This is a genomic window from Streptococcus sp. HMSC066F10 (genome assembly GCF_001813805.1).
GTDB classification, from domain to species: domain Bacteria; phylum Bacillota; class Bacilli; order Lactobacillales; family Streptococcaceae; genus Streptococcus; species Streptococcus vaginalis.
The window spans coordinates 148,826-171,832 of the sequence record NZ_KV813989.1 but is presented as its reverse complement, the minus strand read 5'-3'; the positions used below and the strand labels follow the sequence as shown (position 1 = coordinate 171,832).

Below are 23,007 nucleotides of genomic sequence, written 5' to 3'. Positions count from 1 at the left end.
TCTAATCCTAACTATTATATTTAAGTGCATATACCTTAAATCCATCTACTTCCTTTTTTAATTCAAAATGGATTTTTTCATTAGTCAAACCAGCAAGATCGCGATTCGTTAAAACATAATTTACGCCCAAGGTTTTTAGTTTTTCTACAGGTAGTGAAAAAAGCACACTATCAGCAGCAATTAAACTTGCCTGAAATTGATTGCTGTTGCTTAATTGAATATTTACATGTGAAAATCTATTATAGATCTCTTCGTATTCTTTTTTTGTATCTATTTTATGCCATGCGTTTAAATTAGGATATACCGAAGTTGAATTAATCGTAGCACTTCCCGCCAATAAAGGGATATTTATATTTGGAAACATTAAATTATCTACTAACCATACCCCTCTTTCTTTACGATTTATCATTGAAATCGTCTTTACAATTCGACTATTTTCAATCACTCCAATCCCTTGTTGAATAGGATTAACCATTACTCCAGTAAGAAATGATAATATTGCTATACCATACATTAATTTCATTTTATCATTTCTCAGTATCAAATATATTAAGGAGAAAAGAACAAAACATGATACTATAATCAAAGCGTATATCAATCTAGAAGAATTACTAATATTTGTTCTAACTAATTCAAAAAATATTTGGTTGTTCTTAAAAGCAAGAACAGAAATTAATAAAGTAAATGCTGAAGCTATAGCAAAGGATACTATTTTTTTTATGTTGTTATCATATACTGAAAGAGATCTTATTAACAAAAATAGATTTACCAAACCAAAAATTGAAACTACTCGAAAACCTGTACTTATATACATAAATGTAATTTGAGCAAGAAATGCTGGAAAGCCTACCGTAATGTAGATAAGAAACATTGTACTTATAATAAGCAGAGGTAGCAACAATTTATCTTTTGTTTTCCAAAAAACATATATTGAAAAAAGATAACTAAAAGGAAAGAAATCATATATTACATTCATAAATCTTTCCGAATTAATATTAACAATCGAATAAAAAATAGAATATGGATAATCCGAAAGAATATAAGAGACTTTCCCCCCAACCTCAAATCTTCGACCAGGATAGACCGTATTTGCCATAATCTGAATATGTTCTTTTGAATGAAGCAATAATAATAATAGAATACAAGCTATTGAAAGAATAGAGTATAAAATAATTCCTCCATCTTTTACTAAAGAAAGATTTGCCTTCTTTATATTAGTCCATATAATATATACAATAATAGCTAAATAAATATATGCTACTGGAACCTGCCAAGCAGGATATAATGTTAAAGCATATACAATAGCGCACCAAATCAATGCTAGTGAGATTAAAAACTTTTTAAAATAGTCTTTCCCTAAATGAAAATATTTCTCAATTAAAATTGTAGCAATCGCTCCCATGGAAATCATTTCCACCAATCCTGCAGCAACAAACCACCATTGAATAACTGAACTAAACGAAATCAACATACTCAACATTAAAGATAGCTTTTTATTTTTACGAGTTAAAAGCATCCCTAACTCAAATACAGACAGAAATAAAAGAAGAAATCTAAAAATCCAATAGAAAGATAAACCTTTAGCTGTTCCTAAAAAAATGTAACCGATAAAAGCTGGTTTGAAAATAATTGCTATTGTTGCAACAGGAGCACTACTAACAATAAACATGTCTGTTAATGTAGCACGAATCAAATCATTAAAGTAGGGATAGCTTGGTACATGCAATCCCTGAGAAAAAATAAACGGAATACTTGTTGCCCATTCATCCGATCTAATCTGGCGACTAACTCCTAATAGCACCTTTTGATACTCATTACTATGTAAATAATTTCCCCATATTCCAAGCGATGAGCCACTTAATTCAAAAGATACACCTACAACAAGTATTACAACTGCAACACCATATCTATATTTATAAAGAAGTTCTCCTATATTTTGTATTTTTTTAGTTCCAAGATATACAAAGAAATAGCTAATTAGCCAAATAAATAAGAATAACAGGATTATTTTAGGAGAGAAAAAAATTTGTTTTAGACCTGTTGTAATTTTTCCATCTTTATTTATACGATTAAATAAAGTAACTCCTTCCCATAGAATCATTAAAATACTAAATGCAAAACTTATAATAAATGATTTTAAATTAATTTTCATTTTTCATCCCCAGCAAAAATTTTAGTCAATCTCTAATTAACAGTATTTTATCCTTTTAATCTCTTTAAAGTCATAAAAAACCCAAACCATTCATTCTTTAATACTTTTAAAAACAATGGTACAACATAAGCTAGTTTAGAGTGAATATTTACTTTTTGTACACCTTGTCTGATATATTTATTCTTTTCCCAGTTTTTTCCAAAATACTTTTCCATAAAGAGGATAATATCTTTAAAATCTTGCTTCTTCACTTCTGGATATTTCAATAATCTGTAGGTATGACCAACACATAGATGTTCCAAGGCCAAATATTGTAATTCTTCTTTATATTTATCAAAATCATCACCAAATAAAGCAAACAGATACTCTAAAGCATCATAGATATCAAAAATATTTGACTTGCTTGAATTCATGATTGAACCTGGAGTATTAATGACATAATTAATTAGTGGTTTTTTTATATATGCAATATCAGTTGATTTTGACGTTAAGTATGGCATTACTGCCAAATCTTCATATAATTTTCCTTTTGGAAACTGTATCCCATTATACAAGCTTGTTTTACAAATTTTAGACCAAGCAGCATGCTTTATAACCATATAATCTTCTTTTTGACTATATTTCTCAGAGTAAGGATGAACTCTTAGGACATTGATAAGTTTTCCTTGAAAGTCTACTAAATTAATATCAAAAAATATTATATCTGATCCTTGCTCTTTAACCTTTAAAAATTCTGTAATAAATGATTCTTCCCAAAAATCATCTGAATCGAGTGAAACAGTATACAAACTATCTTCAATGTGAGCAAGACCAAAATTACGAACATCTGCAAGTCCTCCATTTTCCTTTGAAAACAATTCGATAAATGGATATTTTGCAGCATACTCCTTAATAATTTCTTCCGAACGATCAGTACTCCCGTCATTGACGCAAATAACGCGTAAAGAGCAATCTTTTAAATTATCTTGATGAACAATACTATCTAAGCATCTTCTTAAATATTTTTCTGTATTATAAACAGGAATAATGACAGTTAAATCATATTTCATTCTTATTTCCTTTTTCTCCCAACTACCATATAAATACCAAAAATACCGACTAAATAAGCGGTCATAACAATCAGAAAGCTGAGTGCTGCACCTAACATATGATAATGATAAATAAATGGTTCTGTTACCAACTTAGTGATAACTAATAAAACGATATATAAACCTACTAATAAGTGCTGTTTTCGAATAATAGTTAGAATATTTTCAAAAACAATGGCTAAGGCATATAAAACTCCTGCAAAGATTAGAATTGCAAAAGGAAGAGTGTACTGTGATAATGCCACTCCAAATACTAAACTAAGAATTGGGGTGCCTATGAAGTAAGCCACTATCGTAACGGCTATCCCACCTATAAATAAATAGAGCAAGAGTTTTTTCACAATTAGAGAAAATTCTGCATACTTTTCTCGATTCCACAAAATAGCCATTTGGGTTATCAGAGGTCTAACCATTAAAATGATGAGACTCATAAAAAAAACAGGCATAAAAAGAATGTTAAAATCACGTTGCATGCCAGTCTGCAAAACTCCTTGATTTAGGCCTTTTTCAATAATAATCTTAGGCTCGTTTAAAATATATAATAAAATAAATCCATTCACAAATAATGGCCAACAAGCCAGAAAAATATCTTTTATATCTTTTTTGTAATTGCTAGAGAAGAGTTCTTTCCATTGAATCGTTTCAAAATACTTAAGAAAACTTGTTTCATAAAAAATGATAACTAAGCCATTCCAAATGACTAAAGAAAATAAACCTACAATCACAGACTTCGAAAGCAAAATACTAAGAAACAGGACAACTACACTAGTGGAATAACGGTAAAACATTGTTTTCCCAGCTATATCCATACGTTCTCTTTGTTGAAATAATCCTTGAAATAAATCAGATACCGCATCCCACATACGATACAAAATCATTAAAAATGTCAGTAAAGTCGTTTCAAAAGAATAACGGCCTTCTCCGACAATATATAAATAGGGATACAATGTAACCAACATCGCTAAAATTGTTATCAACCTAGTTTGAAAATATCCTATGAAAGAATGCTTTTGATTCACATCCGTTCCTTGATAATTTCTGACTTGAAACAATCCAATAACAATCCAAAGAGTCCCAATGGAATTCGCCAAGCTAAATTGGTCTGCTACTTTGGCAGAAGTTAATCTTGTTACAATCAGTAGATAAAGGACAGAAACTCCTGAAGCCGCTAAATTCCCCAATAAATTCCAAAAATAAATCTCTTTAGCAGAAGGATTAGTTTTTATTTTCATCTTTCTCCCTCAGTGCGATTGTTTGAACTAAATTTTTAAATTTCGTATCTAATTTTGATAATTTAATAGTAAGTTGGAATTGATTGATGAGCAATAAGAAAATGACAAATAAAAAGATAAAATTGACTGCTGATACAATTCCTAATGCACTTGCAATTGCTTCCGCTAAACTTGGGAAGATGCTAAATACTAATAGAATTAAAGAGAAAAACACCCAAAATATAGCATCGTTGATTTGAACTTGTGATTTTCGAATGCTACGTAAAATAAAGGCACAAGTCATAATAGAGACAAAAATCAATACAATTTGAAACCAAATAGTCATTTAATGTCTACCCTCTCTTTCTGAAATTTTGAATAATCAAGATAGATACAAACATATGCGTCATATATTGAATAGAGCGAGAAAGTGTCAGATAACTCTCACCAGCTTGTCTCTCTTCCATTCGCACTTGGGCTTCTGCTACTTTTACACCATGACGAATTAGATATGAGACGGTATCTGGCTCAGGTCCATAATTGATATTGAGAGCAAATTCTTTGATAAGTCCTTCAGAAAACATCCGCATACCAGAAGTTGGATCATTGATTGTCTTTCCTGTGGTTAATTTAATGGCTGCGCTAATGAGAATATTCCCCATCATCCGCAAAGACGTTTCGCGCTTTTCCGTCACAAAACGAGATCCGATAACCATTTCATAGCCTTCGTTCATTTTTGCTTCTAAAACTGAGATATACTCAGGCAAATGTTGACCATCTGCGTCAAACTGCACTGCCTTTTTATAGCCTTGCTCATAAGCATATCTAAGTCCTGTTTGAAATGCGCCTGCCAATCCTAAATTGACCGGCAAATCCACAATATTATAACTGTTTGCATGGCAAATGGCTGATGTTCTATCTTTTGAACCGTCATTGATAATCACATAATCATATTGTGAATAATTTTGAATAATATTATTTACAACATTTTCAATAGAGCCTTCTTCATTGTAGGCAGGGATAATAATCAATAAATCCGAAGATTTCACTTAATCTCATTCTCCTTAAAAATTATATAACCCCATTATACTATATCCACACGGCATTTTCTACTATTTCCATAAAAGAAACAAGAAATTTACTATAAAGACAAACCAAAATCACTCATCATACAAACGAGTGATTTTGTGCTAATGTCAAGAAAAGCTCCGCATAATTTCCTAAAAAGAGTTCCTCTGCACTATAAATTATCTGAGATTTGACAGGCAGAAAACCATTCTGAGATAAGTTTTCTTCCAATTCATCAAGATGAAAGCCATGATGATTTACGTCTGTTTTAACAAAATCTGCAATAAAAAGCTGTCCGTCCTCTACAAGATGATTTCTAAACATTGCTAGAGTCTTCTCAACATTTGGCATATGATGAAGAACACGACTAACCACGATGATGTCAAATAATTGATTTAATGGGTTTGTCAACAAATCCTGCTGTAACAAATAAACATTATCAATGGCTTGCTTTTCCACTTTTAGGCGAGCTTGATCAAGCATTTTATCTGAAATATCAACAAGCATGACTGACTTGGATTGTGCCGCTAATGGCAGAGTCACCAAGCCTGTACCACCGCCAAAATCCAAAATGCGCTTGTCAGAAAAATCTACTATTTTTTTCCACTTCCTGGCGAATGAGATCAGCAATAAATATATTTTTGGGAGAATCGAATGATTCTGCCTTATGATTAAAATGATGTTCCATATTTTTAGTTTAACAGAAAGTAAATCATTCTTCAAAAAAAATACTTAACTTGTTTTCTACTTTTTTTAGTAAGCTTACTTTCAAGTCATCACGCAAAAACCTCAGAACAGTGAATTCTGGTCAACTTCCACAAGGCTGATTAGGTACTTCTTACGAGTTTGACTAGGAAACAAAATTAACCTTACCTCGCAAGCATTATTCGCAACTTCAACGCAATGTTTTGAACAATCAACTACTGTGCATCAAGCTTATTTCTATTTAATAAGCGAGGCTGAGAAACTACTATCCCAGCCTCGTCTACTATTTGACATATTTTTTATTTAGTCATCAAATCCATTTGGGTGTTTGCTTTGCCAATGCCAAGCATCTTGACACATACGCGTAATATCAAATTGTGCTTCCCAACCAAGCTCTTCTTTTGCTTTGGTAGAGTCAGCATAGCAAGTTGCAATGTCACCAGGGCGGCGGTCAACAATCTTGTAAGGAATTGGTTTGCCGACTGCTTTTTCCATATTTTGGATAATTTCTAAAACAGAGTATCCTTTACCGGTACCAAGGTTATAGATATTTAGACCAGCAGTTCCTTCAATTTTTTGCAGAGCAGCCACATGTCCTTTTGCCAAATCCACCACGTGAATATAGTCACGAACGCCGGTACCGTCAACTGTTGGATAGTCATTGCCAAATACTTGCACTTCTTTTAATTTTCCAACAGCAACCTGCGTCACATATGGCAAGAGATTATTTGGAATGCCATTTGGATTTTCACCCAAATCACCACTTTCATGAGCACCAATTGGATTAAAATACCGAAGCAAGACAACATTCCAGTTTGCATCAGATTTGTAAATATCCGTCAGCATTTCTTCAATCATCAGTTTTGTACGTCCGTAAGGATTGGTGACTGACAGAGGAAAATCTTCTAAAATTGGAACGGTATGAGGATCTCCATAGACAGTTGCAGAAGAGCTGAAAATGATATTTTTGCAATTGACTTCTTCCATGACGCGTAGCAATGTCAATGTTCCTGTAATGTTGTTTTCGTAATAAGTCAATGGAATTTGTGTTGATTCACCAACTGCTTTCAACGCTGCAAAATGAATCACACCTGTTGGTTGTTCTGCTTTAAAGATTTCAAGTAAGGCTTTCTTATCACGAATGTCCACTTGATAAAATGGAATTTTTTGACCAACAATTTGTTCTACAACTTCTACACTTTTTTTGCTGCTGTTCACTAAATTATCAACAATAACAACTTCGTGTCCAGCATTGATTAACTCAATAACGGTATGCGTTCCGATAAATCCGGCTCCACCTGTTACTAAAATTTTATGTTTCATGATTCTCCTTTAAAGACAATGCTTCAATAATAGAGTTTATTTCAACACTTTTTGAGTCTTAGCATAGTTAGCTTCGACAGCTTCTTTTTCAGCTTTCCACCAATCTTGGTGGTCTGTATACCATTTTATAGTTTCTTTCAAACCAGCTTCAAAGTTAGTAAATTCAGGTTTCCAGCCAAGTTCATTACGCAACTTACTAGCATCAATAGCATAGCGCAGGTCGTGACCCGCACGGTCTGTTACACTATCGTAAGCGTCAGCTGGTTGTCCCATTTCTTTAAGAATGAGCTCTAGCACTTCTTTGTTATTCTTCTCACCGTCTGCACCAATTAGGTAGGTTTCACCAATCTTCCCTTTTGTGAGAATGGTCCAAACCCCTGATGAATGGTCATTAGTATGAATCCAGTCACGAACATTCTTTCCTTCACCATAAAGTTTTGGACGAATGCCTGAAAGGATATTGGTAATCTGACGCGGAATGAATTTTTCGATGTGTTGATATGGTCCGTAGTTGTTTGAACAGTTAGAGATGGTGGCCTTAACACCGAAAGAGCGCACCCAAGCCTTGACAATCAAATCAGAAGCTGCCTTAGTTGAAGAATAAGGTGAACTTGGATTGTACTTCGTTTCTGGTGTGAATTTTTCACCCAGTCCTTCACCGTGACCTGGAAGATCTTCACGAAGAGGAAGGTCTCCGTAAACTTCGTCAGTCGACACATGATGGAAACGAATGTCGTATTTACGAACTGCTTCTAAGAGTGTGTATGTGCCTACAAAGTTGGTGAAGATAAATGGGGATGGATCTTTGAGAGAATTGTCATTATGACTTTCGGCTGCATAGTGAACAATTGCATCCGCATTCTTAGCTACTTGATCAACAATTGCTGCATCTGCAATATCTCCAACGACTAACTCCACTCGGTCGCCTAGAATTTCTTCAATGTTGGCACGATTACCAGCATAAGTTAGCTTATCCAGAACTGTGATATGCACATCTGGAAAGTTATTGTACACATAGTGAACAAAGTTAGAACCGATAAAACCAGCACCACCTGTCACTACAATATTTTTATATTCAGTCATGAAAAGATTTTCTCCTATTTTCTGAGGGTATTATAACATATCTTTGGTCAAAGGTTTAACATCCTTAAGCATTGGATGATTCTTATCTGCTTCAGAAACTTCTGCCTGATCAAGACTTTCCCATTCAATCCCAAGAGCAGGGTCAGCATAGTTGACAAAGGCATACTTAGGTTTTAATTCCAATGCCCAGTAGTCATTGACCAAATAGCTATAAGAAACCGTATCTGACAACACTTGAAAGCCATTTGCTACACCGCGAGGAACGAAAATCCCTTTGCTGGCATCAATAACCGTTTGGTAGGTATTTCCGAATGTTTCCCCTTCACGCAAATCAACCCAAGAACCGAGAACTTTTCCGCCATCTGCGACAGAAATGTACTTGTCCCAAGGTTCTGCATGGAGTCCACGGAGCACATTTTTGCGGGAAAAGCTGACATTGTTTTGAAGCTTACCTTCTGCAAAAAAGCTTTCTGGAAAACCAAGGGGCACCATTTTTTCTTTTTGAAAGTTTTCCTTGAACCAGCCACGATTGTCTCCATGTACTGGAATATCAAATTCCAGCATGCCAGGAATGGCTTCAATCTTACGGGCTACTAATTTCTTTTCAAAAAATTGTTCAGACATGTTTTATTCTTCTCCAATCAAGCGCAATAAGTAATGACCGTATTCGTTCTTTTTAAGTGATTGTGCCAAATCATGCACTTGTTCTTTGGTAATATAACCCATACGGTAGGCAATTTCTTCTAAGTTTGCTACTTGCACATTTTGCATACGTTGAACGGTTTCAATGTATTGAGCAGCTTCTAACAAGCTCTCATGTGTACCAGTGTCCAACCAAGCAAAACCACGTCCCATAAGCTCAACAGACAAATCGCCGCGGTCTAAGTAAGCCTTATTGACATCAGTGATTTCCAGCTCTCCACGTGGACTAGGCTTGATATTTTTAGCAATTTCTACTACGTCATTGTCATAGAAATAAAGTCCTGTAACTGCATAGTTAGAACGTGGTTGTTCTGGTTTTTCTTCAATAGAGATTGCATTCATATTGTCATCAAATTCAACCACACCAAAACGTTCTGGATCTTTCACTTGGTAACCAAAAACAGTCGCTCCTTTTTCCTTTGAAGCAGCCTTTTGAAGCATTTTGCTAAGGCCTGGTCCATGATAAATATTATCACCTAAAATCAAAGCCACATGGTCATCACCGATAAAGTCGGCACCAATAATAAAGGCTTGAGCCAAACCATCTGGACTTGGTTGCTCAGCATAAGAAAGTTTGATGCCAAACTCCGAGCCATCACCCAACAAATCCTCAAAGCGAGGAAGATCTGTTGGTGTTGAGATAATCAAGATATCCTTGATACCAGCTAGCATGAGGGTTGACAATGGATAATAAATCATGGGTTTATCATAAACCGGCATGAGTTGTTTAGATGCAGCTCTAGTCAAAGGATATAAACGCGTACCAGAGCCGCCTGCAAGAATAATACCTTTCATAATGAGTTTCCTCTCTTAATGTATTCTCTTTATTTTACCATTTTTGAAAGCGGATGTCACTTTTTACTTAAAAACTAAAATTTTAAAGCACACTCCTGTAAGAGTTTCTTGGATTTACATTTAACCTAAAATCATTGCTAACTCAGTCATACAATATCGTCTTGGTTTCTTTGATACAATGATTTTCTTCATCCCAATAGTGAATACGCTCAAAAGAGCCTTCTCGCCAGTATAAAGGAAGCCTATCCCTGATATCATCCTGCATAGATATTGAATCCAGTTCATCAATTGACCACCATTTTGGCTGACCTTCTCGTGATTTTGTTAGTAGTTCTCCTTCAAAATTCTCACATAGAAAATCATAATAGACATAACGCTCTGCTTTTGTCGGATTGGTAAAACCTGAAATGCCTTTAAGCTGTAAATTCAAAGCTATCAATCCTGTTTCCTCTTTCAACTCTCGCACAGCTGCTTCAAAAAAAGATTCTGGAAACTCAACTTTCCCACCTGGTTGAATCCAGCCTTTAAAATCATCATGCTGGCGGTTAAGCAAAAGAACTTTGTCCCCTTTTTTCACACAAATATTAACCCAATTTAAAATTTTTTCTGTCATCTATTTCTCTTTCTTAATGTATCTTTCAATGGGATAATCCGCTGGATTTAAGCTACCGCTTTTTCCCTGAACCATCTGAGCTAAATGATAACCGATGAGAGGGCCTGTCGTCAAACCAGAAGAGCCTAAACCACTGGCTGCAAATACTTGCGAAAGATCTGGCACCTGACCAAAAAAGGGAGAAAAGTCACTGGTATAGGCTCGAATTCCGACCCGTTCGCTCATTCTGTTTGCTTGAGACAAACTAGGAAAATAGTAAAAAGCTTCCTGTTCCATTTTATCCAGCAAGTCTTGATCCACTCTTAAATCATAGCCCATTTCATTTTCGTGAGTAGCGCCCATACTGATTTTGCCATTTTGAAAAGGAATAATATCTAGCTCTCCTTCTGGCATGACCACTGGATAATCATTTGTCATCAGACCAGTCTGATAATCTCGTAATTGACCTTTTTGTGGACGAATATCCACTTGATAACCTAGTGGTTTCAACAGCTCAGGCAACCACGCTCCTGTTGCTAATATAACTTGATCAAAACAAGAACGATTAATCCAGCAAGCATCATCTCGAATATCCAAATTTACTTTCTTTTGGATTAGGTTTGCACCACTAGCCGCAAGCAGAATCTGAGTCAATAAAGAACCGTCCACGCGTGCTCCTCCAGAAGCATAGAGCAGCCGGTCAAAACCTTGAAGCCCCGGAAAGTACTCCATTGCTTCCGCTCGTGAAAATAACTGCAAGTTACCAATTAGTTGCGACTCATGCCGCCGTTGGTTTGCTAACTCATAGAGCGTCTCCAGACTTTTCTCTTTTTTCTTCAATAAAAAGACGCCAGTTTGCTGATAAAACTTCGTTGCAAAACCGTCCTTCTGTAAATCAGCTATCAAATCCAGATAAAAATCTGCTCCCAGTCGTGCCATACGATACCACGCTTTATTACGCCGTTTGGAAAACCATGGGCTGATAATACCAGCTGCTGCCTTGGTTGCCTGACCTATTCCATGATCAAAAATGGTCACCTGAAAGATAGAATTTTTCGATAGATAATAAGCAGCAGTCGATCCGACAATCCCTGCTCCGATAATCGCTACTTTTTTCATACAATTTCCTACTTAGATATGTTTAAACGGATTTGTAGAAACCTGACTGGCTAAAAATTCAACTTCCCAACTCTCTTCTACTTTCCAGTCTTGAAATTTTTCAACTAATTTTTCTACAAAGAGCACTTCTATATGGTGACCCGGATCCAAAGCTAGAAGCCCCTCGCTCAGCATATCCTGTGCTGTATGGTAGTAAATATCACCTGTAATATAAAGCTGAGCGCCCTGTGCTAAAGCCTCCTTGTAAAAGGACTGACCACTGCCACCACAGATCGCCACTTTCTCAATCATTTGCTCCAAATCCACATCCGAATAAGTCACCAAACGCAAACTATCCAGACCAAAAGTTTCCTTAACCTTGCCTGCAAATTCTCCAAAAGTCTGAGGTGCAATCTTGCCAATACGACCAATGCCGTGTTCAGGAACCGTTTCGCTAAGATAATCCGTATCAGTGATTTCTAGTAGATCACAGAACCAGTCATTGAGACCGTCATCCACAATATCAATATTGGTATGGCTGACATAGACTGCAATATCGTGCTTAATCAGATCGATGTAAATCTGATTCTGAGGTCGGTCTACCACTAAATCCTTAATAGGCCGAAAGATCGGTGCGTGCTTAACCAAAATCAAATCTACATCTTTTTCAATCGCCTCTGCAACTGTCTGCTCGCGGATATCCAAAGCTACCAGTACTCGCTTAACTTCCTTATTCATAGTTCCAATTTGCAGTCCACAGACATCTCCCGTCATGGACAGATCCTTAGGACAGTATGCTTCATAACGGTTAATAACATCACTTGCCAGCATGCAGTACCTCCTTGATTTGCTTGATTCTTTGGGACATAGCAGAGCGTTCCGTTAGATTTTTCTCGGGGATTTTAGCCAAAGCTTTTTCCAGCTTGTCTACTTCTCGCTGCCATTTATCTAGAAAAACAGCTGATTGCTCTCTCATTAGATAAGGTCCGAAGCGTTCTTGTTCAGCATTCAACACTTGATGCCCCTGTTCAGCTATCATTATCTCGTAAAATTTCCCATTTTCTTCCACAATAGCTTCTTCTGTAATTTGAAAATCATGACCACACAACCACCTGCGAAGTTCATCTTCCCGATTGTTAGGCTGAAGAATCAGACGCTTAACAGATGCCAATTTCGCACTGCCATTGTCTAAAATATCTGCTATCAATCGTCCTCCCATCCCTGCAATGATAATAACGTCAATCTGATCTTTTTTATCAAAAGCTACCAGACCATTTGCCAAGCGGACAGAAATTTTATCGGACATGTGGTTATCGGCCACATTCGTCACCGCAGACTGATAAGGTCCCTCAACAACTTCACCAGCAATGGCTGAGGAAAGTCTCCCCTGCTGAATTAGATAAATCGGTAAATAAGCGTGGTCACTTCCTACATCCAAGATTTTGGCATCCTGTGGTACAAAACCAGCCACTTTTCTCAAACGTTTTGAGATATTCTTTACTTGCATGATAACTCATTTCTAAAATAATCGTTTCACTTAGTATATCATTTTTAAGGAACTAAAAAAAGAGTCTATTCCAAGAGAATAAACTCCGATTTCTTAATCTCGCCACAAATCCATAGCCTTCAAAAAATCATCCGAGACAGTGATATTTTGTGGATTTGTCGCCTCACGCTCTTCTCGCTTCGCTTCTACCTGTGCTACTGTTGTAATGCCTTCACGGCGCCAATTCCGTAAAATAGCTTGGATGTATTTCCAGTTTGCCTTTCCATTAAAAACAGCTTCACGAAGAGCAGCAGTAACAAGTTCAGGACTGGTCTTGTCATCTTGAATCGTCTTTGTTAAATCCTCGATTTCAAACGGTGTCAAGAGACGACCTAATTCTTGCTGAAAAGTCTCAACCAAGTCTTTTAAAACATTCTGAGAAATAGCTTGCGCAACGCTTGAGTGATTCTCTACAATTTCATCCAATCGTTCAAGCGCTGGCAGTGCATCAAAAACTGCCTCAATTTCACCATTGAGGGCAATTGTTTTATATTGCAACAATCCTTTTTCTGTCAAATTTGACATAGAGCGATTGACCTCTGCAACGGATTTCCCAATACTTTCCGCAATCTGAACAGGAGAAATCTCTTCTAGCGACGTTGTATTTTGCAAATAGAAAAATTGCCAGACCAAAAAGTCATCACTATTATCAAATATCTCATGAAAATGAAAAAGAAGCTCAGTTGGCAATACTAAATTGCCCGTCTTATACGCTGATAAATAAGTCATAGCACCTCTTATAAATAAGCAAACAAGGAAGCGTCATTTGCTGCATTTTCCCAGTCAAATGGTGTTTCTTGATAAACAGCATAATTAATCCAATTGTTGAAAAACAGCGCCGCAGCCAGATTCCATCGTAAACAGGGGACTGAAGTAACGTCATCATTTTTGAAATAATTTTCTGGAATACGCGGATTCAGCCCTTCGTCTACATCACGCAAATATTCTTTTGCCAAGGTCTCGCGGTCATATTCCAAATGACCAAAGCTATACACTTCGCGAAGATCACGACTTGCCACAACGGAGGCATCGACTTCTTCTCCACAAGCTAAAATTTCCAAATTACTCTTATTAAAATATCCTCTTTGCGAACTTCTGTATACTGCGAATGAGGAGCTGCGTATTCATCATCAAAACCACGAAACAGCAAATTTGGTTTTTCTGGTGTGGATTGACTATAAATACCGGACAACTTGCGCTTCATCTGGTGTTTGGCAATGCCATAACGAGCATAAAGAGCCGCTTGCGCTCCCCAACAAATATGCAACGTTGAGTAAACATGCGATTTGGACCAGTCAATAACTTGTCGAAATTCTTCCCAATAATCTACTGCTTCAAAAGGCAAATGCTCGACTGGCGCTCCAGTGACAATCAAACCGTCAAAATAACGACCCTTGATCTCATCAAAAGTCTTATAAAACGTCTCCATATAGTCCGCATGTGTCGTTTTGAAGGTATGAGAAGTCATATAAAGAAATTCAATCCGAAGTTGCAATGGCATATTTGCTAAATGACGCAACAACTGCGTTTCTGTTACTGGTTTTTGCGGCATTAAATTCAAAATCAAGATATTCAGAGGACGAATATCTTGGTGTTCTGCACGCTCATCATCCATGACAAAGATATTCTCAGATCTTAAAATGTCAACAGCTGGTAATTTCTTATCAATTTTAATAGGCATGAAAATATCTTCCTTTTACGTTCTGCTTTTATTATACTGAAAGGAGATATAGTTTTCAATTATACTTTTTTACAACAAGATATAGCTTTTACTTATACCTTAATAATGCATGAGAACTTTGTAATCGTAGTTACCAATAGCTTCGCGTCCCTTCAATTTATCCAATTCAATAAGGAAAGCGCAACCTGCAACGATACCACCTAAACGTTCAACCATTTCAATTGTTGCTTTAACCGTTCCTCCCGTTGCAAGAAGGTCATCAACAATCAGTACGCGTTGTCCAGGCTTGATAGAGTCTGCGTGCATTGTTAAGGTATCTACACCATACTCTTTTTCATAACTAGCTGAGATAACCTTACGAGGCAATTTCCCAGGCTTACGTACTGGAGCAAAACCAACTCCAAGCTCATAAGCTACCGGACATCCAACAATAAATCCACGCGCTTCTGGACCGACAATCATGTCAATTTTCTTGTCCGTAGCATATTGGACAATTTCACGAATGGCATAGCTGTAGGCATTCCCATCTGCCATTAATGGGCTAATGTCACGAAATAAAATCCCTTCTTGCGGGTAATTTTCAATGGTTGCAATATAATCTTTTAAATCCATAACTGTCTTTCTATCAAAAAGTTTTTACTCTCTATTATATCATGTTTTTTAGGAAATGGGGCAGAAAACATACTTGCTTTCAAAAAATAGTCACAGCACAGTCATTCTCGTCTTTTGCTATTTTAAAATAATACTTGCAACAATTGGACTGACAATCACATACATAATCCCTGTCACCCCAATAGCTAGACCAGCCATAGCTCCTGCAACTTGTCCGTATTTAAAGGCTGTCCCTGTCCCAACAGCATGTCCCGTTCCTCCAAGAGCTAAGCCTACTGCAACAGGATCTTTGATTTTTAAGATTTTTAAAACAGTCGGACCGATCACACTTGTCAAGATTCCCGTTGCAACTACAACTACCAACGTCACTGTCGTCAGCCCTTGCATTTTATCTGTAATTCCAACCGCCATAGCTGTTGTTACTGATTTGGGAAAGAGTGAAATTGCTAAGAAAAAATCCATTCCAAAAGCCTTGGCGACCAAGGCCGTAAAACTAGTATTCACTACTACCGCTATAAAAGTACCAACCAAAATGCTTCTGGCATGGTGTTTCATGAGATGAAATGTTTTATACAAAGGAATTCCCAGTGCAACCGTTGACGGCACAATGAGATTATTCAAATACGCCCCGCCTACGTAGTAATTCTTGTAAGAAATTCCTGTCAATTTTAAAAATACAATGACAAATATGGTGGCTAGAAGTAAAGGGGTTGTCAAAGGATGCGGAAATCTGCGAAAAATCAACATTCCTACCAGATAAGCAAAGATTGATAAAGCCAAACCAAATAAAGGATTGCCCCACAAATTAGACATTTCTTGTTTCTCCTTCTCCGTAATCTCCTTCAAAGCGATTTTTGATAAAATGAACAACCACGGCAATGACAACCACATTGATCACAATCGCTCCAACAATAATCAAAACAATCGGCAGCAGATAAGGCGCAATGACATGAAATTTATCCATAATTCCGACCGCTGGCGGCAAAAATAGAATCGTCATATTGGCTAATAAAAAATTTCCCACAATACTCACATGCCGCAATCTGAAAATTTTAAATTGCAAAGCCGAAAAAAGAAGAATGAGGCCAATAATGCTTCCTGGAATAGGCAAATGAAAAAGATAGGAAATCCCTTCTCCTATCAAAGAAATCGAAAAAATAATCATCAATTGTACGTATAATTTCACAAGAAACCTCCAAACTTTCTAGTAACAGTCTACTACTTTTCAGAAAAATTTCAATATTTTTCAAAAAAATAAATGAGTGAATCCGTTCTCTTCACTCATTTTATCTTCTAGTAAGGAAAAAACGCCACTAACGAGCGTTTTATAACAAAACGGAAGACATGGGATTCGAACCCACGCACGCTTTCACACGCCTACTGCGTTTCCAACACAGCCTCTTAAGCCTCTTGAGTAATCTTCCATATTTAACAATGGAGCCGGTGGGAATTGAACCCACGTCCAAACACCTGCCAACACATTTGTCTACAACCATAGGTTATGTATTGGATTTAACTTCGCTTTGACACATAACTCAAGCCCAAGCCAAGCGAGTCTATCAGTCTCTTATCAAGCCCCTAGACAAGGCTTAATCGTATCTCGCTATTATTAAGACCGGTCATCGAACACGAGCGATCCGAATCTGGTCACGCTGGCTGTTTTTTAGGCAGCTAAAGCGTAAGAATTATTATTTTTTGCAGTTATATTTAACTGGCGCTTTACATCCGCTCGATGAGTCGCAAAATGTGCCTCATAATGCCTGTCGAATCCGTAACGACCCCAAGACATAAAAATATTATACCATATTTTTTAATAATATTTCAATTTTTAAGTCCATTGTTTTTTAAATCTACTTTTTTACAGGAACTTTTATGCTATACTAAAAAGGAATCTGTTTGAAAGGATTGTTATCACATTATGGTATTGCATCTTATTTGGCTTCTTCCTGCTCTTCTTTTTCTTGTCTTGTTTTATATAGAGCCAAGGCGACTCTTCAATGCGTATTTGCTTAGTATCGTTTTAATTTTATTTTCCGCTATCGTTTCTGGTTTGTTTGTGATTCATATGGAACAACTTGTCAATAGAAATCTGGCAATGCTTTCTTTGCTCATCTTAGCACTTTTCATTCCTTTGAGTGTTATAATTTCAACCATTTATAGTTGTGAGACAGAGCAATTGCATTTTAGCTTTATGTCACCAAAGATAAAAAAACACGAACTCGTCCAGATTAGCTAACTGCTAGTCAAGACAGGGTTCGTGTTTTTATTGTTTAATTGGAGTTTTCTTTTGCTCCTTTATTCGTTAGGCTTCTTTCTTAGCAAACTGACTTGTATATAAGTCGTAATAGAAACCTTTATCAGCTAAAAGCGATTCGTGAGTTCCTTGCTCAATGATTTGCCCGTCTTTGAGAACCAAAATCTTGTCCGCCTCTTGAATCGTCGATAAGCGGTGAGCAATGACAAAGCTTGTTCGTCCTTGCATGAGGTTCTTCATCGCTTTTTGAATCAAGAGCTCTAGGCGTGTATCAACGGACGAGGTTGCTTCATCCAAAATCAAGATTTTTGGATTGGCTAATAATGCTCGCGCAATGGTCAGCAATTGTTTTTGCCCCAGCGAAATATTGCTGGATTCCTGATTCATTTCCATATTATAGCCACCTGGAAGCGTCCGAATGAAATGATCGACATTAGCCGCTTTGGCAGCTTCCACAATCTCTTCATCTGTCGCATTCAGATTTCCAAAGCGCAAGTTTTCCTTGACTGTTCCTTCATAAAGCCAAGCGTCTTGCAAGACCATACCAAATTGTTTGCGGTATTCTTGGCGAGACAAATTGCGAATATCATGGCCATCAACAGAAATTGAACCGGCAGTTACATCGTAAAAACGCATCAGTAGATTGATGAGGGTAGTCTTTCCAGCACCAGTCGGACCGACAATCGCCACCATTTCGCTCGGCTTAACCTCTAAGTTGAAGTCTCGAATGAGCGGTTTGTTTTCCACGTATTGAAAGTCAACATGCTTGAAGCTGACCTGACCTGTCAAATCATGCTCCAAGTGCTCTTTTACATCCGTCACTTCGTCTGGTTCATCCAAGACTTGAAAGACACGATCTAGCGAAGACTTAGCACTCTGCAATTGCCCAGCCAGTTGCGTTAAGTTTTGGATTGGCTGGTTTACTTGCCACACGTATTGTACGAATGCTTGCATGTTCCCAATCGTTAATTGTCCAGAAATGACTTGCAGACCACCAACAACCGCTACAATCAGATAGGTCAAATCTGAAACGGCGTTCAAAATTGGCATCATCAAACCAGAAATAAAGCTAGCTTTGAAGCCAACTTCTTGGAGATTTTGCGTGATTCCGCGAAAATATTCTGAAGATGTTTCTTCACGGCCATAAAGTTTCAGCACATTAAAACCGCTCAGATTTTCCTGCACAAATCCGTTCATAGCACCCAGCGCATCTGCTTGCTTTTTAAAATAAGGCTGCGATTTCTTCAAAATAAAGTTCGCACCAAAATAGGTCAAAGGAATGCTGGCAATCACGATCAAAGCCAGTTGAAAATTGAGATACAAGACCATTCCGATAACCAAGGTAATAGTCAAAACCGCATTGACAACTTGCAGGAATGACTGTTGAAGCGCATTTGAAACAGTCTCTACATCACTGGTAAAGCGCCCTAGCAAATCTCCAAATTGATGCTTATCAAAGTAAGAAACTGGAATTTGATTAATTTTAGAACTCAACTCACTGCGCATGTCACGTACTGTATTTTGCACTGCATTGGTCATAAAATAATTAGAATAGTAAGCCCCAATTTCATAGAACAAACCACGCAAAAGGTAAAGTGCCATTACCCCAAAGACATATGTTGTGTTTATACTGGCGCCTTCGACTCCTTTGGCTATGTTCAGCACATTTCGTGTCAATTCTGTAATAGCAAGACCAAGTACAAAAGGCTCTAGCACGCTCATCACAATACTCACCACCTTCAAAAAGATAGCAAGGATTACTGAGAGTTTATAAACTTTTAAGTAACTCCACAAGCGCATAAAACTATGTTGTTTCATCTTTCCCTCCTATTCTTCTGTTAGTGATTGACTATTAAGCTGAGAATTAGCAATTTCGCGATAGATATCGTTTTGTTGCAACAATTCTTCATGTGTTCCGCGCCCGACGATTTCTCCCTTATCCAGAACAATAATCTGATCTGCATCCATAATGGTTCCCACGCGTTGTGCTACAATCAATACAGTAGCATTTTGCGTAACTTCTTTAAGTCGACTTCGAAGAATGGCATCGGTCTTATAGTCCAACGCAGAAAATGAATCATCAAAGATATAAATATCTGGTTCTTTCACGACAGCACGTGCGATAGAAAGGCGTTGCTTTTGCCCACCTGAGAGATTGCTTCCCCCTTCAGCCAAATGCGTCTCAAAGCGTTCTTCCTTGCTTTCAATGAAGTCCCTTGCTTGTGCCACATCTGCTGCTTGCGCCAATTCCTCACGACTAGCATTTTCTTTCCCATAGCGAAGGTTTTCTGCGATTGTGCCGGTAAAGAGCAGAGCTTTTTGTGGAATGAAACCTATCTTCTGCCGAAGCGCTTTTAGGTTATAAGAACGCACGTCCACTCCGTCCACTAAAATCTTTCCTAAAGTCACATCATAAAAGCGCGGAATCAATTGCACCAATGAGGACTTCCCTGAGCCGGTCGAGCCGATAAAAGCAATCGTTTCACCAGGTTTCGCTTTGAACGAAATATCATGTAGCACTGGGCTTTCTGTCTCACCAGGATAAGCAAAAGTAACATTATCAAACTCTAAATAACCGTGACTGTCTGTCTCCGTAACACCATCTTCATTTGGATTGATTGAGATTGGCATTTCCATTACTTCTTTCAAGCGTTCACTTGAAACAGCTGTACGAGGATACATGGTAAACAAGCTAGATAGCAACAAGAAAGACAGCAAAGCATGGAAACTGTATTCGATAAAAGCAACCAAATCCCCAATTTGCAAGTCTCCTGTACCAAGTGGTTTTAAAGCAAACCAGACAATGGCAACAATCATGGCAATGATAATTTGAACAAAGAGTGGTTCTGTCAAACCAGTTAATTTAAATAAGCGATTGGAGTTATCCGCATAAATTTCATTTTGTGAAGCAAAGCGCTCTTCTTGAAATTCTTCTCGTGCAAAAGCTCGAATGACACGCAGACCTGTTAAATTTTCACGCGCGTATTGATTGATTTTATCTAACGTTTTTTGTTGCTTTTCGGATAGAGGACGTGTTTTTGTCGCCACATACCAAACGACAATGCCGAGGAAGGGCACAGAAATCGCAACAATCCAAGCTAAAGAGGGGCTGGTGACAAAAATCATCATCACACTAGAAATCATCATCATAGGCGTAATGACTCCCATTTTTAAGGATTGCTCTGCAAATTGCATGAGAACAAAGGCATCACTGGTAATCCGTGTCACCAAAGACGAAACGCCAATTTGCTCATATTCATGATGCGAATACTCTTGCAATTTATCATACACATCATTGCGCATGTCCCGTACCATACTCGTCGTTAATTTCCCAGCAGCATAGGCAAGGACAATCCGTCCAAAGACTCCTAGCAAAATGACAATGAGCATCACAATCGCCCAATAATACAAACGATTGCTGTCTCCTCGATTAATCCCTTCGTCAATCATTCGTGCCAAAACAGTCGGCAAGCCGAGATTCACCACGACAAAGAAGACAGCACCAAAGAAATCCAGCATCAACCATTTAGGATATTTTTTCAAATAAGACCAAATATACTTCATGTTTCTCCTTATATTATATTTAGTGCAGTTAGCTACTGCCAAAGCCCAAGTGTTATACTTGGAAAAAGCCACTGTGGATTAGTTTGTTGTCTCCAATCACTTGACGATTTCAGAAAGGCTCTAACCACAGCTTTTTGTTTTCATTGGTAATGAGTTTGATAACGCTAGACGTTTAATCTTCAGTAAGGTAACAAGGCAAAAAGTAAGTGGATACCAAGTGGGCTTAATACTTAATATCTGGAGGTACTTTTATGCTCTATGTTGGCATTGATGTCGCTAAAAACAAACACGATGTGACAGTTATTGATAATACAGGGAAAATGGTGTTAAAACCCATCACTATTACAAACCGTAAACAAGGATTTGAACTACTTCATAATACCTTGAAACAACTCAACCAGAACTGTCTTATCGCCATGGAAGATACTGGACATTATGCCTTAAATCTCTTAACATTCTTACATCAAAACAATTATCAGATTTACACCTATAATCCCTTACTCATCAAAGAATTCACAAAGTCTATCTCACTTCGTAAAACAAAAACGGATAAGAAAGATGCACGTACAATAGCTCTTAAATTACTTTCAGACCCTAATCGTGCCCTATTTATGCATGACAACAAGCAAGAAGAACTTAAAATTATGACACGTCACATGAATCGTTTAAAGAAACATCAATCAGATTGGAAAGTCCAATATACCAAGTGTTTAGATATTATTTTCCCGGAACTACATCAGGTCGTTACGAAGCACTCTGATTATGTCTATGAGTTACTCAAACGTTTCCCTTCTCCCGAGAAAATGGTAACGGCTGGCTTTGATAAACTTATTGAGATTAAACGATTAACAGCTAAACATGCATTGGATATTCTTGAACTAGCTCCAAATTCCATTGGCACAACTTCTTTGGCTCGTGAATTTGAATTGATTGAAATTATTAAGAATATCCAACACTACGAAAAACTCATCAAACAAACTGAAAAGAAGATTGATGAGTTGATGGCTGAGCTCAACTCGGTCATCACTACAGTACCAGGCATTAGTAATCGTCTTGGTTCTGTCATTTTAGCTGAAATCAGAAATATTAATACTTTTAATCATTCAGCTCAACTCCAAGCTTTTGCAGGGTTAGAACCAGCTATCTACCAATCTGGACAACTAGATGCTCAGGGAAAATGGTCAAACGAGGCTCATCACACCTACGTTGGGCACTCATACAAGCTGCCATTAAAGTAGCTAGATACTCCCCTGCGTTTAAAGCTTATTTTAAAACCAAATTAGCGCAGGGAAAACACTACAATGTCACTATTTCTCACGTCGCTAAGAAGCTCATTCGAGTGCTGTTTTATCTGCTTAAGAATAATGAAACTTTTGACGAGGATAAACTGAGATAAACCAACAAAAACATAGATGAAAAACTTTTTAAAACAGTCGTTTTAAAAGGCTTTTTGTCGTGTCTAAAACACATTCTAAAGTTTTCTAAAAAATTTAGAACAAACTATTGACAACTCTTATAGTTTGTCTTTCTCCT

The 23,007-nt window shown here is 37.2% G+C and carries 19 protein-coding genes, 1 tRNA gene, 1 other RNA gene and 4 pseudogenes; 2 read left to right on the top strand and 23 right to left on the bottom strand.

Annotation, left to right across the window (positions count from 1 at the left end; translation table 11 throughout):
* Nucleotides 1–7: 7 nt before the first annotated feature.
* From HMPREF2933_RS07025 to ssrA, 21 genes and pseudogenes are all read right to left on the bottom strand, one after another.
* Nucleotides 8–2,152 carry a DUF7657 domain-containing protein gene (locus HMPREF2933_RS07025; protein ID WP_024051870.1) on the bottom strand — a complete coding sequence of 715 codons (2,145 nt, stop codon included), beginning with the start codon at nt 2,150–2,152 and terminating at the stop codon, nt 8–10.
* 47 nt (nt 2,153–2,199) lie between these two features.
* Nucleotides 2,200–3,201, bottom strand: a complete 1,002-nt coding sequence (locus HMPREF2933_RS07020) for a glycosyltransferase family 2 protein (RefSeq protein WP_024051871.1) — start codon at nt 3,199–3,201, stop codon at nt 2,200–2,202.
* 2 nt (nt 3,202–3,203) lie between these two features.
* Nucleotides 3,204–4,472: a lipopolysaccharide biosynthesis protein gene (locus tag HMPREF2933_RS07015; protein ID WP_024051872.1), complete on the bottom strand. Its 1,269-nt coding sequence runs from the start codon at nt 4,470–4,472 to the stop codon at nt 3,204–3,206.
* Nucleotides 4,456–4,797 (bottom strand): DUF2304 domain-containing protein, encoded by a 342-nt coding sequence (locus HMPREF2933_RS07010; RefSeq protein WP_003025200.1) that lies wholly within the window; start codon nt 4,795–4,797, stop codon nt 4,456–4,458. The genes HMPREF2933_RS07015 and HMPREF2933_RS07010 overlap by 17 nt, the downstream gene beginning before the upstream one ends.
* A gap of 7 nt (nt 4,798–4,804) precedes the next feature.
* On the bottom strand, nt 4,805–5,500 hold the full coding sequence (locus HMPREF2933_RS07005; RefSeq protein ID WP_003025201.1) for a glycosyltransferase family 2 protein: 696 nt from the start codon (nt 5,498–5,500) through the stop codon (nt 4,805–4,807).
* 118 nt (nt 5,501–5,618) lie between these two features.
* Nucleotides 5,619–6,207: pseudogene (locus HMPREF2933_RS07000) on the bottom strand (class I SAM-dependent DNA methyltransferase).
* Nucleotides 6,208–6,527: 320 nt separating this feature from the next.
* Entirely contained in the window at nt 6,528–7,547 is a 1,020-nt protein-coding gene (gene galE / locus HMPREF2933_RS06995) for a UDP-glucose 4-epimerase GalE (protein WP_024051874.1), read from the bottom strand.
* 36 nt (nt 7,548–7,583) lie between these two features.
* Nucleotides 7,584–8,630: a dTDP-glucose 4,6-dehydratase gene (rfbB, locus tag HMPREF2933_RS06990; protein WP_024051875.1), complete on the bottom strand. Its 1,047-nt coding sequence runs from the start codon at nt 8,628–8,630 to the stop codon at nt 7,584–7,586.
* Between the two features lie 30 nt (nt 8,631–8,660).
* The gene (locus tag HMPREF2933_RS06985) at nt 8,661–9,254 is read right to left on the bottom strand and encodes a dTDP-4-dehydrorhamnose 3,5-epimerase family protein (RefSeq protein WP_024051876.1); all 594 of its coding nucleotides are present in this window, start codon (nt 9,252–9,254) and stop codon (nt 8,661–8,663) included.
* A 3-nt stretch (nt 9,255–9,257) separates the two neighbouring features.
* Nucleotides 9,258–10,127, bottom strand: a complete 870-nt coding sequence (gene rfbA / locus HMPREF2933_RS06980; RefSeq protein WP_003025214.1) for a glucose-1-phosphate thymidylyltransferase RfbA — start codon at nt 10,125–10,127, stop codon at nt 9,258–9,260.
* Between the two features lie 142 nt (nt 10,128–10,269).
* Nucleotides 10,270–10,740 carry an 8-oxo-dGTP diphosphatase gene (locus HMPREF2933_RS06975; RefSeq protein ID WP_024051877.1) on the bottom strand — a complete coding sequence of 157 codons (471 nt, stop codon included), beginning with the start codon at nt 10,738–10,740 and terminating at the stop codon, nt 10,270–10,272.
* Complete coding sequence (locus HMPREF2933_RS06970) at nt 10,741–11,838, bottom strand: NAD(P)/FAD-dependent oxidoreductase (RefSeq protein ID WP_024051878.1); 1,098 nt, start codon at nt 11,836–11,838, stop codon at nt 10,741–10,743. It lies immediately after the preceding gene.
* Nucleotides 11,839–11,850: 12 nt separating this feature from the next.
* Nucleotides 11,851–12,648 (bottom strand): Nif3-like dinuclear metal center hexameric protein, encoded by a 798-nt coding sequence (locus tag HMPREF2933_RS06965; protein WP_024051879.1) that lies wholly within the window; start codon nt 12,646–12,648, stop codon nt 11,851–11,853.
* Nucleotides 12,635–13,324 (bottom strand): tRNA (adenine(22)-N(1))-methyltransferase, encoded by a 690-nt coding sequence (locus HMPREF2933_RS06960; RefSeq protein ID WP_024051880.1) that lies wholly within the window; start codon nt 13,322–13,324, stop codon nt 12,635–12,637. Before HMPREF2933_RS06960 ends, HMPREF2933_RS06965 begins: the two co-directional genes overlap by 14 nt.
* Nucleotides 13,325–13,417: 93 nt before the next feature.
* Complete coding sequence (locus HMPREF2933_RS06955) at nt 13,418–14,092, bottom strand: DnaD domain-containing protein (RefSeq protein WP_003025231.1); 675 nt, start codon at nt 14,090–14,092, stop codon at nt 13,418–13,420.
* Between the two features lie 8 nt (nt 14,093–14,100).
* A pseudogene (metA, locus tag HMPREF2933_RS06950) lies at nt 14,101–15,044 on the bottom strand (homoserine O-succinyltransferase).
* Nucleotides 15,045–15,143: 99 nt separating this feature from the next.
* Nucleotides 15,144–15,656, bottom strand: coding sequence for an adenine phosphoribosyltransferase (locus tag HMPREF2933_RS06945; RefSeq protein ID WP_070241616.1), 513 nt, complete (start codon nt 15,654–15,656; stop codon nt 15,144–15,146).
* Nucleotides 15,657–15,773: 117 nt separating this feature from the next.
* Entirely contained in the window at nt 15,774–16,469 is a 696-nt protein-coding gene (locus HMPREF2933_RS06940; protein WP_070241615.1) for an LrgB family protein, read from the bottom strand.
* Nucleotides 16,462–16,842 carry a CidA/LrgA family protein gene (locus HMPREF2933_RS06935; RefSeq protein WP_070241614.1) on the bottom strand — a complete coding sequence of 127 codons (381 nt, stop codon included), beginning with the start codon at nt 16,840–16,842 and terminating at the stop codon, nt 16,462–16,464. The genes HMPREF2933_RS06940 and HMPREF2933_RS06935 overlap by 8 nt, the downstream gene beginning before the upstream one ends.
* A gap of 150 nt (nt 16,843–16,992) precedes the next feature.
* Nucleotides 16,993–17,080 (bottom strand) — tRNA-Ser (locus HMPREF2933_RS06930).
* An 8-nt stretch (nt 17,081–17,088) separates the two neighbouring features.
* Nucleotides 17,089–17,438, bottom strand: a transfer-messenger RNA (tmRNA) gene (ssrA, locus tag HMPREF2933_RS06925).
* A 136-nt stretch (nt 17,439–17,574) separates the two neighbouring features.
* Between ssrA and HMPREF2933_RS10560 the strand changes: the two are divergent.
* Nucleotides 17,575–17,814: pseudogene (locus HMPREF2933_RS10560) on the top strand (hypothetical protein); the annotation flags it as partial.
* A gap of 144 nt (nt 17,815–17,958) precedes the next feature.
* On the opposite strand, the gene HMPREF2933_RS06915 reads toward HMPREF2933_RS10560, so the two are convergent.
* Nucleotides 17,959–19,728, bottom strand: coding sequence for an ABC transporter ATP-binding protein (locus tag HMPREF2933_RS06915; protein ID WP_070672697.1), 1,770 nt, complete (start codon nt 19,726–19,728; stop codon nt 17,959–17,961).
* 9 nt (nt 19,729–19,737) lie between these two features.
* Nucleotides 19,738–21,474, bottom strand: a complete 1,737-nt coding sequence (locus HMPREF2933_RS06910; protein ID WP_024051888.1) for an ABC transporter ATP-binding protein — start codon at nt 21,472–21,474, stop codon at nt 19,738–19,740.
* A gap of 251 nt (nt 21,475–21,725) precedes the next feature.
* On the opposite strand from HMPREF2933_RS06910, the pseudogene HMPREF2933_RS06905 reads away from it, so the two are divergent.
* Nucleotides 21,726–22,870: pseudogene (locus tag HMPREF2933_RS06905) on the top strand (IS110 family transposase).
* Nucleotides 22,871–23,007 lie beyond the last annotated feature (137 nt).

What these genes read in the sequence shown, in the direction of transcription:
- HMPREF2933_RS07025 (WP_024051870.1), bottom strand. Translation starts at nt 2,152, where the DNA reads ATGAAAATTAATTTAAAATCATTTATTATAAGTTTTGCATTTAGTATT.
- HMPREF2933_RS07020 (WP_024051871.1), bottom strand. Translation starts at nt 3,201, where the DNA reads ATGAAATATGATTTAACTGTCATTATTCCTGTTTATAATACAGAAAAA.
- HMPREF2933_RS07015 (WP_024051872.1), bottom strand. Translation starts at nt 4,472, where the DNA reads ATGAAAATAAAAACTAATCCTTCTGCTAAAGAGATTTATTTTTGGAAT.
- HMPREF2933_RS07010 (WP_003025200.1), bottom strand. Translation starts at nt 4,797, where the DNA reads ATGACTATTTGGTTTCAAATTGTATTGATTTTTGTCTCTATTATGACT.
- galE (WP_024051874.1), bottom strand. Translation starts at nt 7,547, where the DNA reads ATGAAACATAAAATTTTAGTAACAGGTGGAGCCGGATTTATCGGAACG.
- rfbB (WP_024051875.1), bottom strand. Translation starts at nt 8,630, where the DNA reads ATGACTGAATATAAAAATATTGTAGTGACAGGTGGTGCTGGTTTTATC.
- HMPREF2933_RS06985 (WP_024051876.1), bottom strand. Translation starts at nt 9,254, where the DNA reads ATGTCTGAACAATTTTTTGAAAAGAAATTAGTAGCCCGTAAGATTGAA.
- rfbA (WP_003025214.1), bottom strand. Translation starts at nt 10,127, where the DNA reads ATGAAAGGTATTATTCTTGCAGGCGGCTCTGGTACGCGTTTATATCCT.
- HMPREF2933_RS06975 (WP_024051877.1), bottom strand. Translation starts at nt 10,740, where the DNA reads ATGACAGAAAAAATTTTAAATTGGGTTAATATTTGTGTGAAAAAAGGG.
- HMPREF2933_RS06970 (WP_024051878.1), bottom strand. Translation starts at nt 11,838, where the DNA reads ATGAAAAAAGTAGCGATTATCGGAGCAGGGATTGTCGGATCGACTGCT.
- HMPREF2933_RS06965 (WP_024051879.1), bottom strand. Translation starts at nt 12,648, where the DNA reads ATGCTGGCAAGTGATGTTATTAACCGTTATGAAGCATACTGTCCTAAG.
- HMPREF2933_RS06960 (WP_024051880.1), bottom strand. Translation starts at nt 13,324, where the DNA reads ATGCAAGTAAAGAATATCTCAAAACGTTTGAGAAAAGTGGCTGGTTTT.
- HMPREF2933_RS06955 (WP_003025231.1), bottom strand. Translation starts at nt 14,092, where the DNA reads ATGACTTATTTATCAGCGTATAAGACGGGCAATTTAGTATTGCCAACT.
- HMPREF2933_RS06945 (WP_070241616.1), bottom strand. Translation starts at nt 15,656, where the DNA reads ATGGATTTAAAAGATTATATTGCAACCATTGAAAATTACCCGCAAGAA.
- HMPREF2933_RS06940 (WP_070241615.1), bottom strand. Translation starts at nt 16,469, where the DNA reads ATGTCTAATTTGTGGGGCAATCCTTTATTTGGTTTGGCTTTATCAATC.
- HMPREF2933_RS06915 (WP_070672697.1), bottom strand. Translation starts at nt 19,728, where the DNA reads ATGAAACAACATAGTTTTATGCGCTTGTGGAGTTACTTAAAAGTTTAT.
- HMPREF2933_RS06910 (WP_024051888.1), bottom strand. Translation starts at nt 21,474, where the DNA reads ATGAAGTATATTTGGTCTTATTTGAAAAAATATCCTAAATGGTTGATG.